Source organism: Phytohabitans sp. LZ39 (assembly GCF_059359075.1).
Genome location: NZ_JCADBM010000030.1, coordinates 62,070 through 81,726 on the forward strand (window position 1 = coordinate 62,070; position 19,657 = coordinate 81,726).

Annotated in this window: 15 protein-coding genes; 5 read left to right on the top strand and 10 right to left on the bottom strand. The window is 73.1% G+C overall.

Annotated elements, in window-relative coordinates:
• Positions 1–188 precede the first annotated feature (188 nt).
• The 5 genes from AC5L36_RS39825 (at position 189) to AC5L36_RS39845 (ending at position 7,345) form a co-directional block, all read left to right on the top strand.
• Complete coding sequence (locus AC5L36_RS39825) at positions 189–1,529, top strand: ribonuclease D (RefSeq protein WP_441223993.1); 1,341 nt, start codon at positions 189–191, stop codon at positions 1,527–1,529.
• Positions 1,530–1,608: 79 nt separating this feature from the next.
• Positions 1,609–2,865, top strand: a complete 1,257-nt coding sequence (locus AC5L36_RS39830) for a thiolase family protein (RefSeq protein WP_441223994.1) — start codon at positions 1,609–1,611, stop codon at positions 2,863–2,865.
• Positions 2,862–4,916 (top strand): 3-hydroxyacyl-CoA dehydrogenase NAD-binding domain-containing protein, encoded by a 2,055-nt coding sequence (locus AC5L36_RS39835; RefSeq protein WP_441223995.1) that lies wholly within the window; start codon positions 2,862–2,864, stop codon positions 4,914–4,916. Before AC5L36_RS39830 ends, AC5L36_RS39835 begins: the two co-directional genes overlap by 4 nt.
• A 48-nt stretch (positions 4,917–4,964) precedes the next feature.
• Positions 4,965–5,735 (top strand): transporter substrate-binding domain-containing protein, encoded by a 771-nt coding sequence (locus tag AC5L36_RS39840; protein WP_441223996.1) that lies wholly within the window; start codon positions 4,965–4,967, stop codon positions 5,733–5,735.
• Positions 5,732–7,345, top strand: coding sequence for a cation:proton antiporter (locus AC5L36_RS39845; protein ID WP_441223997.1), 1,614 nt, complete (start codon positions 5,732–5,734; stop codon positions 7,343–7,345). Before AC5L36_RS39840 ends, AC5L36_RS39845 begins: the two co-directional genes overlap by 4 nt.
• Here the strand turns inward: AC5L36_RS39845 and AC5L36_RS39850 are convergent.
• The 10 genes from AC5L36_RS39850 to AC5L36_RS39895 form a co-directional block, all read right to left on the bottom strand.
• Positions 7,342–7,728 carry a VOC family protein gene (locus AC5L36_RS39850; RefSeq protein WP_441223998.1) on the bottom strand — a complete coding sequence of 129 codons (387 nt, stop codon included), beginning with the start codon at positions 7,726–7,728 and terminating at the stop codon, positions 7,342–7,344. The two genes, AC5L36_RS39845 and AC5L36_RS39850, sit on opposite strands and share 4 nt — an antisense overlap.
• Positions 7,729–7,765: 37 nt before the next feature.
• Positions 7,766–8,491 (bottom strand): alpha/beta fold hydrolase, encoded by a 726-nt coding sequence (locus tag AC5L36_RS39855; protein WP_441223999.1) that lies wholly within the window; start codon positions 8,489–8,491, stop codon positions 7,766–7,768.
• A gap of 483 nt (positions 8,492–8,974) precedes the next feature.
• Entirely contained in the window at positions 8,975–10,180 is a 1,206-nt protein-coding gene (locus AC5L36_RS39860; RefSeq protein ID WP_441224000.1) for a sensor histidine kinase, read from the bottom strand.
• 121 nt (positions 10,181–10,301) lie between these two features.
• Complete coding sequence (locus tag AC5L36_RS39865) at positions 10,302–10,967, bottom strand: response regulator transcription factor (protein WP_441224001.1); 666 nt, start codon at positions 10,965–10,967, stop codon at positions 10,302–10,304.
• A 65-nt stretch (positions 10,968–11,032) separates the two neighbouring features.
• The gene (locus tag AC5L36_RS39870; RefSeq protein WP_441224002.1) at positions 11,033–12,361 is read right to left on the bottom strand and encodes an outer membrane protein assembly factor BamB family protein; all 1,329 of its coding nucleotides are present in this window, start codon (positions 12,359–12,361) and stop codon (positions 11,033–11,035) included.
• A gap of 2 nt (positions 12,362–12,363) precedes the next feature.
• Entirely contained in the window at positions 12,364–13,623 is a 1,260-nt protein-coding gene (locus tag AC5L36_RS39875) for an outer membrane protein assembly factor BamB family protein (RefSeq protein ID WP_441224003.1), read from the bottom strand.
• Positions 13,624–13,656: 33 nt separating this feature from the next.
• Positions 13,657–14,961 (bottom strand): outer membrane protein assembly factor BamB family protein, encoded by a 1,305-nt coding sequence (locus AC5L36_RS39880; protein ID WP_441224004.1) that lies wholly within the window; start codon positions 14,959–14,961, stop codon positions 13,657–13,659.
• A 42-nt stretch (positions 14,962–15,003) separates the two neighbouring features.
• Positions 15,004–16,437: a hypothetical protein gene (locus AC5L36_RS39885; RefSeq protein WP_441224005.1), complete on the bottom strand. Its 1,434-nt coding sequence runs from the start codon at positions 16,435–16,437 to the stop codon at positions 15,004–15,006.
• A 122-nt stretch (positions 16,438–16,559) separates the two neighbouring features.
• Positions 16,560–18,497 (bottom strand): 1-deoxy-D-xylulose-5-phosphate synthase, encoded by a 1,938-nt coding sequence (gene dxs, locus AC5L36_RS39890; RefSeq protein ID WP_441224006.1) that lies wholly within the window; start codon positions 18,495–18,497, stop codon positions 16,560–16,562.
• 23 nt (positions 18,498–18,520) lie between these two features.
• Positions 18,521–19,657 carry an ABC transporter ATP-binding protein gene (locus tag AC5L36_RS39895; protein WP_441224007.1) on the bottom strand — a complete coding sequence of 379 codons (1,137 nt, stop codon included), beginning with the start codon at positions 19,655–19,657 and terminating at the stop codon, positions 18,521–18,523.

The window sequence follows — 19,657 nt, forward strand, 5'->3', positions numbered from 1 at the left end:
AGATCTAGCCCCTCCCCTAGGACGCCCGTTCCACAGTCGCATCTCGGCACAACCCCGGAACGACGTTTGTCTCCTTCATGCTGACATGAGCGCGGACGGCCCGTGCGGGCGTCCCTGTCCCGGCGACGGTTCGACGCGCCGGGCACCGGCTGCTCGTTGCCAGCCGGCGACCACACTACGGTTGTCGGGTGACCGACGAACCACCCCTGCGCCGTCGGGCCGCGCAACGCCAAGCAGGGGACGGACCACACAGCCGGCCAGCTCCGGCGACAGAAAGCGTGGGGCCCGACCCAACAACGCCTGGCGGGCCCGTGCCACTGACTGCCCCCCGCGAGGGCACCCCGGCCCCGATCGAGACGCCCGACCAGCTCGCCGAGGTCGTGGCCCGCTTCGCCGCCGGGAGCGGCCCGGTCGCCGTGGACGCCGAGCGCGCCTCCGGCTACCGCTACACCCAGCGCGCGTACCTGGTGCAGCTGCGCCGGGCGGGCGCGGGCACGGTGCTCATCGACCCGCTTCCCCTTGGTGACCTGCGCGTGCTCGACGAGGCCATCGCCGATGCCGAATGGGTTTTGCACGCCGCGAGCCAGGATCTGCCCTGCCTCGCCGACCTCGGCCTGCGACCGCGTCGGCTATTCGACACGGAATTGGCCGCTCGGCTAGCTGGATTCGAGCGGGTCGGCTTGGCCGCACTGACCGAACAGCTACTCGGGTACACGCTGGAGAAGCACCACTCGGCGGCCGACTGGTCGACCCGGCCACTGCCCGAGTCCTGGCTGACGTACGCCGCGCTCGACGTGGAGCTGCTCACCGACCTGCGCGACAAGCTCGCCGCCGAGCTCGCGTCGCAGGGCAAGGACGGGTGGGCGGCCGAGGAGTTCGCGGCGCTTGTCGCGTCCGGCGCGCAGCCACCCCGCCAGCGACCCGACCCGTGGCGGCGCACCTCCGGCATCCACCGCATCCGCGGGGCGCGGGCGCAGGCCCGGGTGCGCGCGATGTGGTACGCCCGGGACGAGATCGCCGCCCGGCGCGACTCGGCGCCCGGCCGGGTGCTGCCCGACGCGGCGATCATCGCGGCCGCGGAGCTCGATCCCAAGGACGAGCGGACGCTGCTCACCCTGCCCGGATTTGGCGGGCGGTCGGTGCGGCGGCTGGCCCGCACCTGGATCGAGGCGCTGACCAAGGCCCGCGAGCTGCCCGACGACATGCTGCCGGTGGCGCCGCCGCTCGACGGCCCGCCGCCGCCGCACCGGTGGGCCGAGCGCGACCCGGTCGCGGCCGCCCGCCTCGCCCGGTGCCGCGAGGTGGTCACGACGGCCGCCGCCGCGCACGCGCTGCCGCCGGAAAACCTGATCACCCCGGATTCGGTACGCCGGCTGGCCTGGACCCCGCCCGAGGAGATCTCGCCGGAGACGGTCTCGGCGACACTTCGGGGGTACGGTGCGCGGGCCTGGCAGGTGGGGCTGATCGCGGACGGGTTGGCGGTGGCGCTCCGCGAGCCGGCCACACCTTTGATCACGGCGGAGGAGTGACCCGTCCCACAGCACCTGACGTAGTTACTGGCGGGTAGCATCCGGGGTAGGAGCATCCCACCCCACGAGGAGGCGCGTCGTGCCCCGTCAAGTCCGGGATGTCGTCTTTGTCGACGGCGTCCGCACACCCTTCGGCAAGGCGGGCGGCATGTACGCCAACACCCGCGCCGACGACCTGGTGATCCGCTGCATCCGCGAGCTCCTGCGCCGCAACCCGCAGCTGCCGCCGGAGCGGGTGGAGGAGGTGGCGATCGCCGCCACCACCCAGATCGGCGACCAGGGCCTCACCATCGGCCGCACGGCCGCGCTGCTCTCGGGGCTGCCGAAGACCGTGCCCGGATACGCGATCGACCGCATGTGCGCCGGCGCGATGACCGCGGTCACCACGGTGGCCGGCGGCATCGCCATGGGCGCCTACGACGTGGCGATCGCCGGCGGTGTCGAGCACATGGGCCGCCACCCGATGGGCGAGGGCGTCGACCCCAACCCGCGCATCCTGGCCGAAAAGCTCGTCGACCCGTCGGCGCTGGTGATGGGCTCCACCGCGGAAAACCTGCACGACAGGCTGCCCCAGGTGACGAAGGCGCGCGCGGACGCGTTCGGCCTCGCCTCGCAGGAGAAGACCGCGAAGGCGTACGCGGACGGCAAGATCCAGCAGGACCTGGTCTCCGTGGCCGTACGCGACCCGGAAGCCGGCTGGGGCCTCGCCACGGCCGACGAGGCGCCCCGCGAGACGAGCCTGGAAAAGCTCGCGACGCTGAAGACCCCGTTTCGCCCGCACGGCCGGGTGACCGCGGGCAACGCCGCCGGCCTCAACGACGGCGCCACCGCGAGCATCATCGCCGCCGAGGAGGTGGCCCGCGAGCTGGGCCTGCCGGTCGGGATGCGGCTCGTGTCGTACGGCTTCGTCGGCGTCGAGCCAGAGGTGATGGGCTACGGCCCGATCCCGAGCACCGAGAAGGCGCTGCGCATCGCCGGACTGTCCATCGAGGACATCGGCCTGTTCGAGCTGAACGAGGCGTTCGCGGTGCAGGTGCTCGCGTTCCTGGACCACTTCGGCATCGCCGACGACGACCCGCGGGTCAACGCGTGGGGCGGCGCGATCTCGGTCGGCCACCCGCTCGCCTCCTCCGGTGTACGGCTGATGACCCAGCTGTCGCGGCAGTTCGCCGAGCACCCCGAGGTGCGGTACGGCCTGACCGCGATGTGTATCGGCATCGGGATGGGCGGCACGGTCATCTGGGAGAACCCCGCGAGCGCGAGGAGTGAGGGAGCGCTAGCGACCGAGCCCCGCAGTCGCGAAGCCAAGGCCGGCACAGCTTGGGAGGGCAAGTGACGTACCAGGAGGTTGTCACCAAGTCGTTGCTGCGGCTGGTGAACGTGCCGGGCCTCGACAAGCCGGCGGCACTGATCACATTGGACAACGGCTTCGACCACAAGAAGCCCAACACGCTCGGCACCGAAGGGCTCGCCAGTCTCGACGCGGCGATCACGTCGGCACTCGACGCCAGCCCGGCCTTCATCGCCGTCACCGGCAAGCCGTACATCTTCTGCGTCGGCGCCGACGTCACGGGGCTGCCCACGATCACCGGCCGCGAGCAGGCGCTTCTCATCGGCCGCGAAGGCCACCGCGTCTTCGCACGGCTCAAGGACAGCACGGTGCCGACGTTCGCGTTCGTCAACGGCGCGGCGATGGGCGGCGGGCTGGAGCTGGCGCTGCACTGCCACTACCGCACGCTCTCCGGCGGCGCGGCGGCGCTCGCGCTGCCCGAGGTCCTGCTCGGCCTCGTACCCGGATGGGGCGGCACGCAGCTGCTGCCCAACCTGATCGGGATCGCGCCGGCCGCGCAGGTGATCATCCAGAACCCGCTCACCCAGAACAAGATGCTCAAGCCGGCCCAGGCCGCCGAGCTGGGCATCGCCGACGTGCTGCTGGAGCCGGCCGACTTCCTGGAGCGGTCGCTGGAGTGGGCGGCCGGTGTCGTGCGTGGCGAGGTCACCGTGACCCGGCCCGAGGTCGACAAGGACATGTGGGACGGCGTGCTGTTCTTCGCGAAGAAGACACTCGACGACCGGCTGCACGGCGCGGTGCCCTCCGCCAACCGGGCGCTGGAGCTGCTCGGCATGGCGCGCGACGCGGACTTCGCCACCGGCACCGCCGCCGAAGACGAGGCCCTCGCCGACCTGGTGATGCGCGAGGAGCTGCGCAGCGGCCTGTACGCATTCGACCTCGTGCAACGCCGTGCCAAGCGACCGGCGGGCGCGCCCGCGCCGGCGCTGGCCCGCGACGTCACCAAGGTGGGCCTGGTCGGCGCGGGCCTGATGGCCGGCCAGATCGCGCTGCTCTTCGCCCGCCGGCTGGAGGTGCCGGTCGTGCTGACCGACCTCGACCAGGCCCGGGTCGACAAGGGCGTCGCGTATGTGCACGGCGAGATCGACAAGCTCGTCGCCAAGCGCCGGCTCGACGCGGGCAAGGCCGCCAAGCTGCACGGCCTGATCAGCGGCTCGGTCGACAAGGGAGTCTTCGCCGACGCCGACCTCGTGGTCGAGGCGGTGTTCGAGGACCTCGGCGTGAAGAAGCAGGTCTGGGCCGAGCTGGAGAAGATCGTCAAGCCGGAGGCGGTGCTGGCGACCAACACCTCCTCGCTCTCCGTCACGGCAATGGCGGCCGACCTGGAGCACCCCGAGCGGGTGGTCGGCTTCCACTTCTTCAACCCGGTCGCGGTCATGCCGCTGCTGGAGATCATCCGCGGTGAACGGACCGACGACGCCACGCTGGCCACCGCGTTCGCGGTCGGCAAGGAGCTGAAGAAGTCCTGCGTGCTGGTCAAGGACGCGCCCGCGTTCGTGGTCAACCGGCTGCTGACCCGGTTCCTCGGCGAGATCTTCGCGGCCGTCGACGAGGGCACCCCGCTCGACGTGGCCAACGAGGCGCTCGACCCGCTCGGCCTGCCGATGCGGCCGCTGCCGCTGCTCCAGCTCGTCGGGCCGGCGGTCGCGTACCACGTGGGCGGCATCCTGCACGGCGCCTTCCCGGACCGCTTCCCGGTCAGCGAAAACCTCAAGCGCCTCGCGGAGTCCGGCCGGCCGCTGTTGGTCGACGACGAGGTCGACAAGGAGGTCGCCGGGCTGCTGGTGGTCGGCGACCGGCCGTCCACCGCCGAGCAGGTGCGGCAGCGGGCGCTCGAGGCCTTGGCCCAGGAGACCCGGCTCATGCTGGACGAGGGCGTGGTCGCCGAGCCTCAGGACATCGACCTCTGCCTGATCCTGGGTAGCGGGTGGCCGTTCCACCTGGGCGGCATCACGCCGTACCTGGACCGCACCGGCACGTCCGAGCGGGTGACCGGCCGGCGCTTCCTTCCTCGCGGGGTGGCCAGCCTGCCGTGATCTAGCCGTTTTTGCGAGACGCGCCCCGATTCGCCCTAGTGTGAGCACATGCGGTGGGTCGGGGCGCTGCTCGTCTCGGTGCTGCTGGCGGGGTGTGGCGCCGCCGCCCCGGCGGCGGGCGACTTCAGGCCGGCCACAAAGGGTGAGCTCCGCGTCGCTACGGCCACCGTCCCCCTGCCCGGCTTCTGGGAGGAGCCGGGCGGATTCGAGTACGAGCTGGCACGCGCCCTCGCCGACCGCTTCGATCTGCGGCTACGGGTGGTGCGGGTGCCGTTCGAGCGGATCGTCTCCGGCGACCTCGGTGGCGCGGACCTGGCGCTCTCCCAGGTGACCGCGACCCCCGACCGTGAGCGGGCCCTCGACTTCTCCCAGCCGTACCTGGCGGCGACGCCGGCCGGGCTCGCGCACTCGGCGATCCCCGACCTGGCGGCCGCCCGCGACACCCGGTGGGCGGTCAAGCGGGGCACCACGCTCGCGGCGGTCCTGGCGGGGTTCGTCCGGCCCGGCACCCCGCCCGCGCTCACCGCGGACGAGCCCGCCGCCCTCACGCTGCTGGCGGCCGGTGCCGTGGACGCGGTGCTGCTCGACATGCCGGTCGCGCTCGTCATCGCCAACCGCTCCAGCGGGTCGCTGCGCGTGGCGGTGCGGGTCGACACGGACGACTCGCTCGCGGTCGCCCTCCCGGACGGCTCGGCGAACCGGGAGGCGGTCGACTCGGCGATCCGCGCGCTCACCGACGACGGCACGATCGACCGCCTCACGAAACGATGGCTCGGCGGCGACGCGCGCGACGTACCCGTCATCGGGAGAAACCGGTGACCGCCCCGCACGGACCGGCCTGGGAGTTCCTGCTGCTGTTCGTCGTGGTGATCGGCGGCCCGCTGCTGCTGGAACGGGCCCGTGTGCCGGGCATCATCGGGCTGCTGCTCGGCGGGTACGCGATCGGCCCCAACGGCTTCGGCTGGATCAGCGAGTCCAACGAGACGGTCCCGGACCTGGGCCAGCTCGGCCTGCTGTACCTGATGTTCGTGGCCGGGGTGGAGCTCGACCTCGCCCTGCTCCGCGAGTACCGGCGGTCGGCGCTCTCGTTCGGCCTGCTCACGTTCGCGGCGCCGATGGTGGCCGGCACCGCGGTCGGCTTCGCGCTCGGCTGGAGCGGACCGGCCGCGTTTCTGCTCGGCTCGCTGCTCGCCTCGCACACGCTGATCGTGTACCCGCTGATCCGCAAGGGCGGCCTCGGCGGCGACCCGGCGGTGGCGACGGCGGTGGGCGCCACCGTGCTCACCGACACGCTCGCGCTGATCGTGCTGGCGGTGGTCTCCGGCACGACCGGCAGTGACGCCTCGACCTGGGAAGTCGCCGTGCGGCTCGGCGCCGGCTTCGCCGTACTCGCCGGATTCTGCTTCTACGCGCTGCCCCGCGCGGCCCGGTGGTGCTTCCGGCGCCTGGGCGGCGAACGCACGGTGCGCTACCTCGTCGCCGTCGCCGGCTTTCTCGCGGCGGCCGTGCTGGCCGAGGTATTCGGCATCGAGGGCATCGTGGGCGCGTTCTTCGCCGGGCTCGCCCTCAACCGCCTGGTGCCCAACGAAGGCCGGCTGATGGACCGGATCGACTTCTTCGGCGCGGCCGTGTTCATCCCGGTCTTCCTGGTCTCGGTGGGGCTGATCCTCGACCCGCGCGTGATCGCCGAGCCGCGCACGCTGGGCCTGGCCGCGCTCTTCGTCGGCGCCTGCCTGGGCGGCAAGGTGCTCGCCGCCTGGCTGGCCCACCTGCTGCTCGGCTTCTCCCGGCCGCGGGCCGGCGTGATGTTCGCGCTGACCGCGCCGCAGGCCGCCGCCACGCTCGCGTCGACGACCATCGGGTACCAGATCGGGCTCTTCGGCACGTCGGTGGTCAACGCCGTGCTGGTGCTGATCCTGGTCAGCCTGATCGTGTCGCCGATCGCCGGCCGCCGCTTCATGCGCCAGGTGCCCCGCCCGTCGGCCACCGACCGCCCGCTCGGCAGCCGGGTGGTGGTCGCGGTGTCGACCGTGGACCCGCCGCCGGAGATCTTCCGCCTGGCCGCGCGGATCGCCGCGCCGGACGGCGGTGTGGTGCACCCGGTGCTCCTGCGCCGCGAGTCAGACCCGGCCCACGACACGGCCGCGGTGGGCGCCCTGGAAACCGCCGCGAACGCGCACGGAGTCGACGGCGCCGGCGCGGTGGTCGTCGACCGCTCACTGCCGGCCGGCGTGGCCCACGCCGCCGCGGCGCACCTCGCCACACTGGTGATCGTGGACGGTCCACTGTGGTCAGACGGCGCCGGTGTGGTGCCACCCGCGCCTGTGCTGGAGTTTCGCGGCGCGGACTGCGCCTTGCTGCACGCGCCCGCGCCGCCCGAGCTGGCCGGCGAACTCTCCCGCCGCGCCGCGACCCCGGTGGACGCCTAGGCGGAGCGCTCGGCGACGCTGCGCTCCACGCAGAACTCGTTGCCCTCCGGGTCGGCGAGGATCGCCCAGCCGGTGCCGTCCGGGTTGCGGTGGTCGCCGACCAGCGAGGCCCCCAACCCCAGCAGTCGCTCGATCTCCTCGTCGCGGGTGCGGTCGGTCGGCTGGAGATCCAGGTGCACGCGGTTTTTCACCGTCTTGCCTTCCGGCACGCGTTGGAAGAGCATCCCGCCCTCGATCTCGTCGGTGCCGGACAGCAGGGCGCACTCGTCGTCGCCGGGCTTGTCGTCCGGGTGCTGGCGCATCCCGGTTACCTCGGCCCAGAACCCCGCCACCTTGTACGGATCGGCGCAGTCGAAGTCGATCCATCGCACTCTCGAAGCCATGACCCAAACCTCTCACGCCGAGCAAGCAAATATCCGGCTACTCGACGACCAGCAGCGGCAGCAGCGCGGCCGGATCTTCGACGTGCGCGTTGTGTCCCAGGCCCGGCAGGTCGGCCGGCGCGGGCACCAGCGCCGCGAGCTGCGCCGCGCTCACCATGTGGTCGTGCTCGCCGCGGGCCAGCGTGACCGGCACCGGTGCACTCTCGACCAGGCCGGCCATGCCAGGCTCGCCGACCCCGAACGCGCGTGGGTCGAACGCCGGCCGCCAGCCCACACCGACCTTGACCACCGCGGCGTCCAGGGCGGGATCGGCCGGGTCGACGAGCCCGTCGAGGCCGGCGACCCGCAGGTGGCGACGCACCGCCTCGTCCCGGGTCTCGAACACCGCCGCCGGCCGCCCGGCCAGCGCCGTGGCCTTCGCCAAGTCCTCGGCGGTCCACGCGACCTTGATCCCCAGGCCGACCACGGCCCGCACCCCAGGCCTTCCGGCCAGGTGCAGCCCGATCACCCCGCCGAACGAGTGGCCAACGACCACGGTGCCGCCCGGATCGACGAGGTCGCCGACCGCCTCCGCCACCGCGGCGAACGAATACTTCGGCAGCGGCGCCGAACCGCCGTGCCCAGGCAGGTCGGGCGCGACCCAGGCGGACGTGCCGAGCAGGCCGGCGAGTCCGGCCCACACGTCGCAGGTGGCGCCGAGACCGTGCAACAACAGAAACGTCGGCGACCCGGTGCCGCCAGCACGCACCCGAAGCTCCGTCATCCCGACCAGCCCGACGCCATGGCCCAATTTCTCACACCGGCGCAGATCGGCGCTCGTCTAGAGACCTTTCGGAGTCGAGGTCACACTGATCGCCAGTCCAGGGGTGCGGTAACACCTTCAAGCAGTTTTGCCCCCGTCCGCGCCAGTTGCGGACCGTATGCTCCCGCGGGCACCGCTCCGGCCGGCGGCTCGCCAGGGCTCGCCGAGATCCCCGACCTCCGCTGCCAGCTCCCCCGGACAAGCCCATCCGCGCGTCCAACATGGCCTGCGTGGGGGTCGGGCTTCACAAGACCGGGGTAGATCTTGGTACGAAGCTGCCCCTATGAGGGCCAATTCGTACCAAGATCTGCTGTGACGAGAAGCCCGCCGGGGATTTCGGCTCGCCCCGCGAGCCGCCGGCCGGGAGCGGTGCCCGCGGGAGCATACGGTCCGCAAGTGACGCGGACGCGGGCAAAACCGCTTAATCCTTCATCGCTTGCGCTATCAATGGGTCGGCACGGCGGCCGTGGCGGCGACGACCGGTGTGGTGTCGGCGGCGGGCAGGGTGACCGTGACCTCCAGGCCGCCGCCGGGCTGGGCCGCGGCCGTCACCGTGCCGCCGTGGGCGTCGCAGACCGCGCGCACGATCGACAGGCCAAGCCCCGAGCCGCGCGCTCCCGTGCGCTCGCGCCCGCCGCGGCGAAACGGCTCGAAGAGCCCTGGCACGTCGGTCTGGTCGACCTCGAAGCCGGTGTTGCCGACCACCAGCCAGGCCGCCGCGGCGTCGGAGCCGGTGCGGGCCCAGACCTTGCCGTGCAGGTGGTTGTACCGGATCGCGTTTTCGATGAGGTTGCCGGCGAGGCGGTCGAGCAGGCTCGGGTCGCCGACCACCGGCGCGGGCTTGAGCGACGTGGTCACGGTCAGTTTGAGGCGGTCGGCCTCACCCCGTACCGCGGAAAGGGCCGTGGTGGCCGCGGTGGCCAGGTCGGTGTTGACCTTGCGGGCCAGCCGCCGGCCGGACTGGGCTTCGCTGCGGGCCAGCACAAGCAGCGCGTCGACGAGGCCGTTGGCGCGCTCGGAGGCGTCCCGCACGACGGTGGCCATGCGGCGGTACTCGGCGACGTCGGCTTCCTCGTCGGCCATCGTCACGTCGATCTCGGTGCGCATCACGGCCAGCGGAGTGCGCAGCTCGTGCGAGGCGTTGGCCACGAAGCGTTTCTGCGTCTCGAACGCCTCACCCAGCCGGTCGAGCATCGCGTCGAACGTCGCGGCCAGCTCGGCCACCTCGTCGTCCGCCCCCGAGTAGCGGATGCGCTGGTCCAGCGTCTCCTCGCCGAGCCGCTGGGCGGTCGAGGTGACCTGGTGCAGCGGGCGGAGGGCGCGGCCGGCCACCGCGTACGCGCCGGCGACGCCGACGATGCTGATCGCGAGCAGCGCGACGAGACCCTTGGCCAGCAGCTCGCGCGAGGCGGCGTCGACCACCTGGTCCTGCCAGTCGCGGGCGTCGAGCCGGGTGCCGTTGGCCAGCTCGACGGTGGTGCCGGCGCGGAGCTGGTCGGCCGGGTGCAGCGCGTCGCCGACCAGCAGCCAGGCGAGCAGCACCAGGATCGCGCCGGCGCCGACCAGCAGCACGCCGTTGAGCAGCGTGAGCCGCAGCCGCAGGGTCGGCCGCAGCCGGTGACGGCCCGGCCGTCCAGAGTAGACCGTCACGGTGCCTCCGGGTTCGCTCGCTCGTGCGGCGCTGAAGGCGACGTCTTCCTCCGCCAGCCCGAAACCCCGACTACGTCGGCGGGCCGGCTCCGTCCAGACGCCGCCGCGCCAACTCGCTCGCTCACGCCGCCTCCGAGACGCGGTAGCCCGCACCCACGACCGTCTCGATCAGGGGTGGGTCGCCGATCTTCTTGCGCAACGTCATCACCGTGACCCGCACGGTCGTCGTGAACGGGTCGGTGTTGGCGTCCCAGACCCGCTCCAGCAGCTCTTCGCTGGACACCACGCCGCCGCGGGCCTTGAGCAGCTCCTCCAGCACGCCGAACTCCTTGCGGGTCAGGTCGAGCGGCGTCCCGGCGCGCGTGGCGACCCGCTTGGCCGGGTCGAGCACCAGATCGCCGACGGACAGCACCGGGGGCGCGGCGGGTGTGGCCCGCCGGCCGAGCGCCTGCACGCGGGCCACCAGCTCGTCGAAGGCGAACGGCTTGGGCAGGTAGTCGTCGGCGCCCAGCTGGAGCCCCTCCACCCGCTCGGCGACCGTGCCGCTGGCGGTCAGCATCAGCACCCGGGTCAGGGCACCGGACGAGACCAGGTCGGCACAGATCTGGTCGCCGTGCACGCCGGGCAGGTCCCGGTCGAGCACCACGACGTCGTATCGCGTGACGAACGCCATCTCGTGGCCGGTGGAGCCGTCGTACGCCAGATCCACCGCCATGCCCTGCCGCCGCAGCCCGCGCGCGATCGCGTCGGCCAGGGCGCGCTCGTCTTCGACCACCAGGACCCGCATGGTGGCCACCTCCCGTTCGTTGTCGCCAGGTCAGCCTCCACCCCGGGGTGTGAAGCCGACGTGAGTCAAGGTAACGGGACAGGGCGCCAGATACCCACCGTGGCGTTCAGACGCCGGCAGATCACCGCGCCGGCGCGCATGTCGCAGTCGCCGGTGACGCCGTGAACCACGCCGAAGAACCGTGCGCCGCCTGTGGCCGGGTCGATGCGCGCCAGCCAGGCCCGCGAGGTGGGCAGGTCGGTGCGCATGGCGATCAGCTCGCCGTCGTCGGAGGGCGGCGCGATCACGATCCACTCGCCCAGCTGCGCCCGCTCCCGCCCGGTGGCCGGGTCGAGCGTGGTGAGCTGGGTGCTGCCGTGGCTGCCGTTGACCTCGCTCACGAGGTAGTCGCCGGCCCGCCTGATGGACGAGCGGGTCGGGTCGGCCCAGAGCATCCGGCCGGTGGCCGGGTCGACCACCCGTACACCACCGAGGTGTGCGATCACGCAAAGTTTGTCGCCGCAGTAGGGGGCCACGTACTCCGACGCCAGGTCGATCGCGGCCCGCCACCGGCGCTCGAGGCGGTCGAGCCCGTACGCGACGGCCATCGGCCCCTCGCGCACCAGCATCATGTCGAGCGCGAACTGTACGTAGCTCGCCGGCGTCGCCGGCGGCCGCGACGGGAGGAGGTCGGCGGCGGCCAGCACCCGGGCGTCCGCGACGTCGCGCACCTCGACCCGGCCCGACGGGAGCAGCGTGACGACGTGGGTCGGCGTCTCGCCCGAGTACCGGTAGGAGAGCCACCCGCCGGCCGGCACCCGGTAGGCCCACCGGACGGCGCCGGTGACCGGATCGACGGCCTCCAGCCTTTCGCTCCCGGTGCTCGCGCTGGGGGTGCCGTCGAGCGAGGTCCAGAGCAGCACCTGGCCGCGCGGCGTCACGCCCTCGAAGAGCGCCCGCCGCCGCCACATGATCTGGCCGGTGGCCTCCCGGATCGACACCGTCTCCACCTGCTCCAGCAGCTCCGGCTGGGTGCTGATCAGCATCTGCCCACCCGCGCTGCCGACCCCGTGCAGCGCGCCGGTGAGCTGAAGCGGCGCCTGCCAGAGCCGGGTGGCGCCCGGCAGCGTGTACGCGGTGATGGTGCGCGGCCCGTACACGGCCGTGCGGTCGGAGGTGACCACGTAGAACTGCTCGCCCACCGCGAACGCCGCGTCGCCCAGCCGGGCCGGGATCGTGGCCTCGGCCAGCGGGACCGGATCGGGCAGCGCCGGGCCCAGCGTGGTGGCGAGCACGGCCAGCCCGGCGAGCGCCCAGGCGAACCGCCACCGCACCGGCGGGCGCACCGGCTCCGGCACGGCGACCTCGCCACCGTGCCGCATCTCGCCGAGCTCGATGACGCCGACGACGGCCACGGTTACAGTCTGCGCTCGGGGTACCAGACTCCGATAGATCCGCCGGAACGGCGGCAGACCACCGCGACCGGGCTGGCCTGGCACTGGAAGACGCCGGCGAGCAGGCCGAGCACCTTCACCTTCGCCGCGGCCGGGTCGAGGCGGGCGACCAGCGTGCGCAGGCCGTTTTCCCGGATGCCGAGCATCCGCCCGTCGTCCGCGGGCAGCGAGGCGTTCCACTGCCCGAGGTCGCCCACGACGTGCCCGTCCACGGGGTCGAGCAGGGCCGCCCGGGGGTTCTTCGTTTCGCTCCGGCCGTAGGCGAACAGGTACGGGCCGACCGGGTAGGCGTACCCCCAACCCGGCGCGGACCAGCGGGTGCGGCCGGTGGCGAGGTCGACGAGGCGGATGCCGCCGTCGTTGCGGACGCCCACGCACACGGCGTCCCCGCACTCGCCGCTGACGTACTCGTTTCGCACGTCGACGTCGGCGCGCCAGCGGCGGTCGAGGCGGTCGAGCCCGTAGGCGGTGAGCCCCGATCCGTCCTCGTCCTCCTCGGGAACCAGCAGTAGGTCGCCCACGACCTGCGGGGCCAGCTCCGGGTCCAGTGGGAGGTGGGCGGTGGCGAGCACGTCGCCGGTCGTGCTGTCGTGCACCTCCGCCGTGCCGGACTTCGTCCAGTGCACGAAACGCTCGCCGTCGATGAGCACCGGATCCTCCGCGGGGTAGATGCGCGACCAGCGCACCGTGCCCGTCGCCAGCTCCACGCTGAAGAGCTGCTGCGTCATGGCGCGCGACTCCAGGAGCAGCCCGTTGCCGGCCGAGGTTTCGTACCACCAACCGGTGCGGCGCCACACCTCCTGACCGGTGTCCGGGCGGATGGCGATGGTCTCGATGTCCGGACCCGCCTGCGTGACGGCGAGCAGCATGCCGTCCACAAGGGAGGCGCCGCGCACCCGGCCCGCGGTGTAGATGGCGGCTTCCCACTCCGGCTCGGTGGCGTCCGGCAGCCGGTACCGGGTGATCGTGCGTAGGCCGGCCCGCACCACCACGTCGCTGGGGCGCATGAGGTAGAGCGCGTCGTCGTCGACCACGTAATGGTCCGCCGCCGTGGCGCGGATGGTCACGGCGACGAGCTCAGGGCGCACCGGTGCCGCCGCGCCGCCCGCGCTGAGCAGCGTCGCGAGCGCGAGCGTGGCTCCCATCGCCCGCCGCTGGGACCGCGACAAGGGCCGCGGCGACAGCTCGACCTCGTCCCGCGGCTCCCCCAGGTCGATCACCATAAGAAAACCGATCCCCGGTACGGCCGGAAAGTTTCAGCGGTACGTCCAGATGCTCAGTTTGTCATCGGGTACGCGGCACACCACGCTCCGCTCACCCGCGACGCAGTCCCACACCCGGTGCGGCACCACGCCGAGCGCCCGCGGCTCGGCGGTGTGCGGCCGGGCGAGCGACAGCCAGCTGCGGTCCTCGCCGACGGTGCGGTGGACGGAGACCAGCCCGTGCTCGGTGCCCGGGTTGAGCACCGTCTCCATGCCACCGAGGTCGAAAAGGGTGCGGCCGGTGGCCGGGTCGACGGCCGCCAACCCGGCCGGCTGCGCGTCGGCCACGAGCACCCCGCCCACGTCGAATACCGCGTCGGCCTCGGTGGTGTGCCACACCAGCACGCCGGTGGCGGGGTCGATCGCCTCCACGCCGACCGCGCCGGGGGTGCAGACCAGCGAGCCGCACGAGCTGAAGCGGCGCACGCCGTCTTCGGTGATCACGCGCTGCCAGCGTGGCTCCAGCGTGTCGGTGGCGAACGCGGCGACACCGCGCGCGCCCTCCGCGTCCTGGTAGCCGAGCAGCAGCGAGTCACCCACCGTCATGGAGAGCGTGGGACCGGTGCCGGGCGGCAGCACCGCCCGGGAGGCCCGCACCGCGCCGGTGCGGATGTCACGCACCTCGGCGCGGCCGCCGCCATCGCCGTTGGTCACGGTCACGGCACGACCACCGGGTACCGGCCGGACCAGCGTGGGCGCGGGATAGGTGACCCGCCACAGGTCCCGCCCGGTGGCCAGGTCGACCGCCCGGACCGTGGGGGCGGCCGCCTCGCCGGGACGCAGGAAGCCGCCGACCACGCCGGTGTGCCCGTCGTCGGCCACCGCCACGCGCGTCGGCAGCGTCCAGAGCACCCGCCCGCTGGTCGCGTCGACCGCGGTCGTGGGCGTGGATATCCCCTCGCCGGCGACGAGGCCGGTGACCAGCACCAGGCCGTCGGCCGACTGCACGTCGACGAACTGCTCGACGCTCGACTGGTACGGCGCGGTCCACAGTGGACGACCGCTGGGCAGCTCGTACGCGGACAGCAGCCACCGCTGCTCGGTCGGCGCGCCGATCCGGTCGCTGGCCACCGACACGTACAGCCGGTCGCCGAACACCACGAAGTCGGTGCGCCGGTCGAGCCCGAAGCTCGTCACGGGCGTCAGGTTTGGCGCCGGGGCCGGCCCGGATCCGGTGACGGCGAGTAGCAGCGCCGCGACGAGCGCGAGCGCGACCGGGCGCCAACTCCCGGGCCGCCGCCCCCAGTCACGCAACCGCGCGGCCGGCGGCTCCCGATCCAGCCCCAGATCGATGACCATGCGGACAAGCGTGCCACGCCGTGCGGACCTCCAGCCCGGCGGCTACGGACGGCCGGCCTGCTGGGGTACGCGGGCGGCGTCGCGCTGCCAGGTCTGCACGTACGTGGCCGCGGAGATGCGCTCCACGTCGTCGAGCTGGAGCACGTCGGCGACGAGGTCGACGAGCTGGTTGCTGTCACCGTCCGCGCCGGCGGGCGCGTGCCGGTCGAGCGCCGCGTGTACCCGGCTGCGCAGCGACCGGTCACGCCGCCCGGCAGCCGCCACCGGCTCCGGCTCCGGGGCGGGCGGAGGCTGCTCTTGCACCGGCACCCGGGCCGTGGTGCGGGATCGGCGGCGAGGCGAGTCACCGTCGGCGGCGCGCGTCGTGGCGCGGCTGGGGCGCTGGAGCTCCTCCCACTCCCGTCGCACCGCCTCGATGACCTGGAACTCCGCGCTCGGCTCGGTCAGCGCCGCCGACGGCACCGCGGCCGGCCGCGCCGTCGCCGTCTCGGCGGCGGTGACGGTGGCGGGCGCCGCTTGTCGGGTCGGCGCGGCGCGGTCGACCTGGTCGGCCGTTTGCGCGGCCTGCTCGGCCGTTTGTGCGGCCTGCTCGGCCGTTTGTGCGGCCTGGTCAGCCGTTTGCGCGGCCTGCTCGGGGTCGAGCCTCGCCGTGGCCAGCTCCGCCAGGCGCGCCGTCACCGGCACCTCACCCGGCGCCAGGCCCGCCAGCCGCGCGGGCGCGAGGTCGGCGGCGATCAGGTCGGTCAGCCCGTCGTAGTCGGCCCGGCGGGCGAGGCGGCCCGCGATCTCGTCGAGGTCGTAGACGGCGAGCGCGATGTCCGCCGTCTTCGGGTCGACCGCCGACCGGATCTTGCGGTGCAACACCTTCGCGATCGCTCGCTGCCGCCGATCCCGCCGGGTCTCCGCACGGGCGGCCGCGATCGACGTGTACAGCCCGAGGCCCGGGTCGGCCTTGGCGAGCGACTTCGCCCGCAGGGTCAGCAGCGGGTGGCGCGCCCAGTGGCCGAAGACCTCGTACGCCGGGGTGGTGGGCGGCAGGTCACCCGTGGCACGCAGCCGGTCACGGCGCTGGTTTTCGGTGTGTGTTAGCCACACCAGGTAGCCCAGCGCGGACATGCCCGCGAAGAAGCCGCCGAGCAGGTGGTCGTCGTGCGCCAGCCAGTTGAACGCGACCGCGCCCACCGCGATCGCCGCCGACAGCAGCCGCGACCCGATCGCCCGCTCCCCTAGCCGGCGACGCACGTCGGCGTTGGCGAGCACGACGATGCCGCCCAGCTCCAGCGCGCCCACGGCCGGGATCGCCGCGGCCAGCGGGATGCCCAGCGCCTCCACGGCGCCGGAGACCTGCCCGGCGAGCGCGACGAGCAGCACGACCACGTAGAAGCACTGCCGCATCACCGAGGCCCGCTTGACGGCCCGCTGGAGGGCCGCGTCAAGGGTCGCCCGCCCGCCGTCGACAGCCCGCTCGTACGCCACCGCGCCTCCCCCTCGCCGTATGCCAGCCAAGGACGTTACCGGCCGTCGATCGGCGCCGGGTTACGGGACACGATCAGGACGTGCCAACCTCCAACCGTCAAGACTCGCGCACGCAGCGCGTTCTACTTGGTGGCGGACCGCCGGCCGAGGACGTTCGGGTCGGGGAAGGACGGGGCGGGGGCTTCGAGGCCGGTGAGCCAGCCGGTGACCTCGCGGGCCACGTCCTGCGCGGTCAGGCCGAGATCGGCCAGGATCTGGGCGCGGCTGCCGTGCGCGTGCCAGGCGACCGGCACGCCAAGGTCGCGGACCGGCACGTCGACCTCGGCGTCGCGGAGTGCCTTGGCCACCGCGTCGCCCACACCGCCGGCGCGTACGCCGTCTTCGACCGTCACCACGAGACGGTGGTCGCGGGCGAGCGACACGATCTCGGCCGGCACCGGGCGTACCCAGCGGGGGTCGACGACCGTCACGCCGTAGCCCTGCTCGGCCACCCGGGTGGCCACCTCGACGCCCAGCTGGCCGAACGCGCCGACGGCGACCAGCAGCACGTCGCGGCCGGGCGAGTCGACGAGCACGTCCACGACGCCCACGCGCCGGACCGCCGGCAGGTCGGCGGCGACCGCGCCGGTCGGGAAGCGGAGGACCGTCGGGCCGTCGTCGACGGCCAGCGCCTCGCGCAGCTCCTCGCGGAGCGTGGCGGCGTCGCGGGGGGCGGCGATGCGCAGGCCGGGCACGACGCCGAGGACCGACATGTCCCAGATGCCGTAGTGGCTCGGTCCGTCGGGCCCGGTGATCCCGGCCCGGTCGAGCACAAACGTCACCGGCAGCTTGTGCATCGCCACGTCGAGTAGCACCTGGTCGAACGCGCGGTTGAGGAACGTCGCGTACACCGCCACGACCGGGTGCAGGCCGCCGAGCGCGAGCCCGGCCGCCGACGTGACGGCGTGCTGCTCGGCGATCCCCACGTCGTACACGCGCGAAGGGTGCTTGGCGGCGAGCGTGGCGATGCCGGTGGGCTCGCCCATCGCGGCGGTGATGCCGACCACGTCGGGGCGCTCGTCGGCGATGGCGACGAGCTCGTCGGCGAAGACGTTGGTCCACTTGACCGAGGGCGCGGCGAGCAGCTTGCCGGTCTCCACGTCGAACGTGCTCGGCGAGTGCAGGCAGTCGGCCTCGTCGTCTTCGGCCGGGCGGTAGCCGTAGCCCTTGCGGGTCACCGCGTGGACGATCACCGGGCCGCCGAAGCCCTTGGCCCGGCGCAGCGCGGCCTCGACCGCGGCGACGTCGTGGCCGTCGATCGGGCCGACGTACTTGATGCCGAGGTCTTCGAACATGGCCTGCGGCGCCACGGCGTCCTTGATGCCCGTTTTGACCGCGTGCAGCACCTCGTACACCGGCCGACCGACGAGCGGGGTGGCGCCGAGCGTGTCCTTGATCGCGTCGAGCACCTTCTCGTAGCCGGGGTTGAGCCGCAGGCTGCTGAGGTGGTCGGCGAGCCCGCCGATCGTCGGCGCGTACGAGCGGCCGTTGTCGTTGACGACGATCACGAGCGGGTTTTTCGCGGCGGCGATGTTGTTGAGCGCCTCCCAGCACATGCCACCGGTAAGCGCGCCGTCGCCGACCACCGCGACCACGCTCCGCGCCTCACCCCGCAGGGCGTAGGCCTTGGCGAGGCCGTCCGCGTACGACAGGGCGGTGGAGGCGTGCGAGTTTTCGATGATGTCGTGCTCGCTCTCCGCCTGGCTGGGGTAGCCGGAGAGCCCGCCGCGCTGCCTGAGCTGGTCGAAGCCGGCCTGGCGCCCGGTGAGCATCTTGTGCACGTACGCCTGGTGGCCGGTGTCGAAGAGGAACCGGTCGAGCGGCGAGTCGAAGACCCGGTGCATCGCGAGCGTGAGCTCCACCACGCCGAGGTTGGGCCCCAGGTGGCCACCGGTGCGGGAGACCTTCGCCACCAGGAAGTCGCGGATCTCGGCGGCGAGGATCGCCAGCTCCTCGGGCGTCATGCGCTTGACGTCCTGGGGGCCACGGACCGTGCCAAGCAGACCTGGTTCAGCGCTCATGCCGGCCGAGTCTATCGGCAGGCTCACAGCGCCGCTCCGCTGTCCGGGTCGAAGAAGTACAGCCTTTCGGGGTTGATTGCCAAGGTCAGGGGCTCGCCAACACTGACTGGCTGGTCAGCCGAGAGGCGTACGGTGAATCTCGCCCGGTCCTCCGGGAGGAGTAACGCGTCGTCCGCCGTCTGGGCGTCCACCGCGGCGCGGGTCGCCTCGGTGTCGACGCGCGGCGCGTCGAGGTCGAAGATCACGAACCGCTCGTCGCCGAGCTCCTCGACGATCTCCGGGCGCACCTGGATGGTCGGCCACCCGTTGCCGTTCGCCGGCGTGAGGCCGGTGGGGCGGACGCCGAGGATCACCGGCCGCTCGCCCAGGTCGCGCTTGAGCGGGATGCGCGCGTCACCGAACGTGACCTCGCCGCCGCCCACGGTGGCCCGCACGAAGTTCATCGACGGCGAGCCGATGAACGCGGCGACGAACAGGTTGACCGGCTTGTGGAAGAGCGTCTGCGGGGTGTCGCACTGCTGGAGCGTCCCGTCGCGGAGCACCGCCACCCGCCGCCCGAGCGTCATCGCCTCGACCTGGTCGTGCGTCACGTACACGGTGGTGGTGTTGAGCCGCTGGTGCAGGAGCGAGAGCTGGGAACGCATGCTGACCCGCAGCTTGGCGTCCAGGTTGGACAGTGGCTCGTCCATGAGGAAGGCCTGCGGTTCGCGCACGATCGCCCGCCCCATGGCGACCCGCTGCCGCTGCCCGCCGGAGAGCGCTCCCGGACGGCGTTCGAGCAGGTGCTCGAGGCCGAGCACGTCGGCGACCTCCTTGACCCGCCGCTCCCGGTCGGCCTTCGCCGTGCGCCGCATGCGCAGGCCGAACGCCATGTTGCGGCGGACGGTCATCCGCGGGTAGAGCGCGTAGCTCTGGAACACCATCGCCACGTCACGCTGCTGCGGAAGATCCTCGGTCACGTCCCGGTCGCCGATGAAGACTTTGCCCTCGGACACCTCCTCCAGGCCGGCGATCATGCGTAGCAGCGTCGACTTGCCGCAACCGGACGGGCCGACGAGCACCATGAACTCGCCCGGCTCGACGGTCAGGTCGACGCCGCGCACCGCCACGACGCCACCCCGGTACTTCTTCGTGACGCCTTCCAACCGGATCCCGACCAC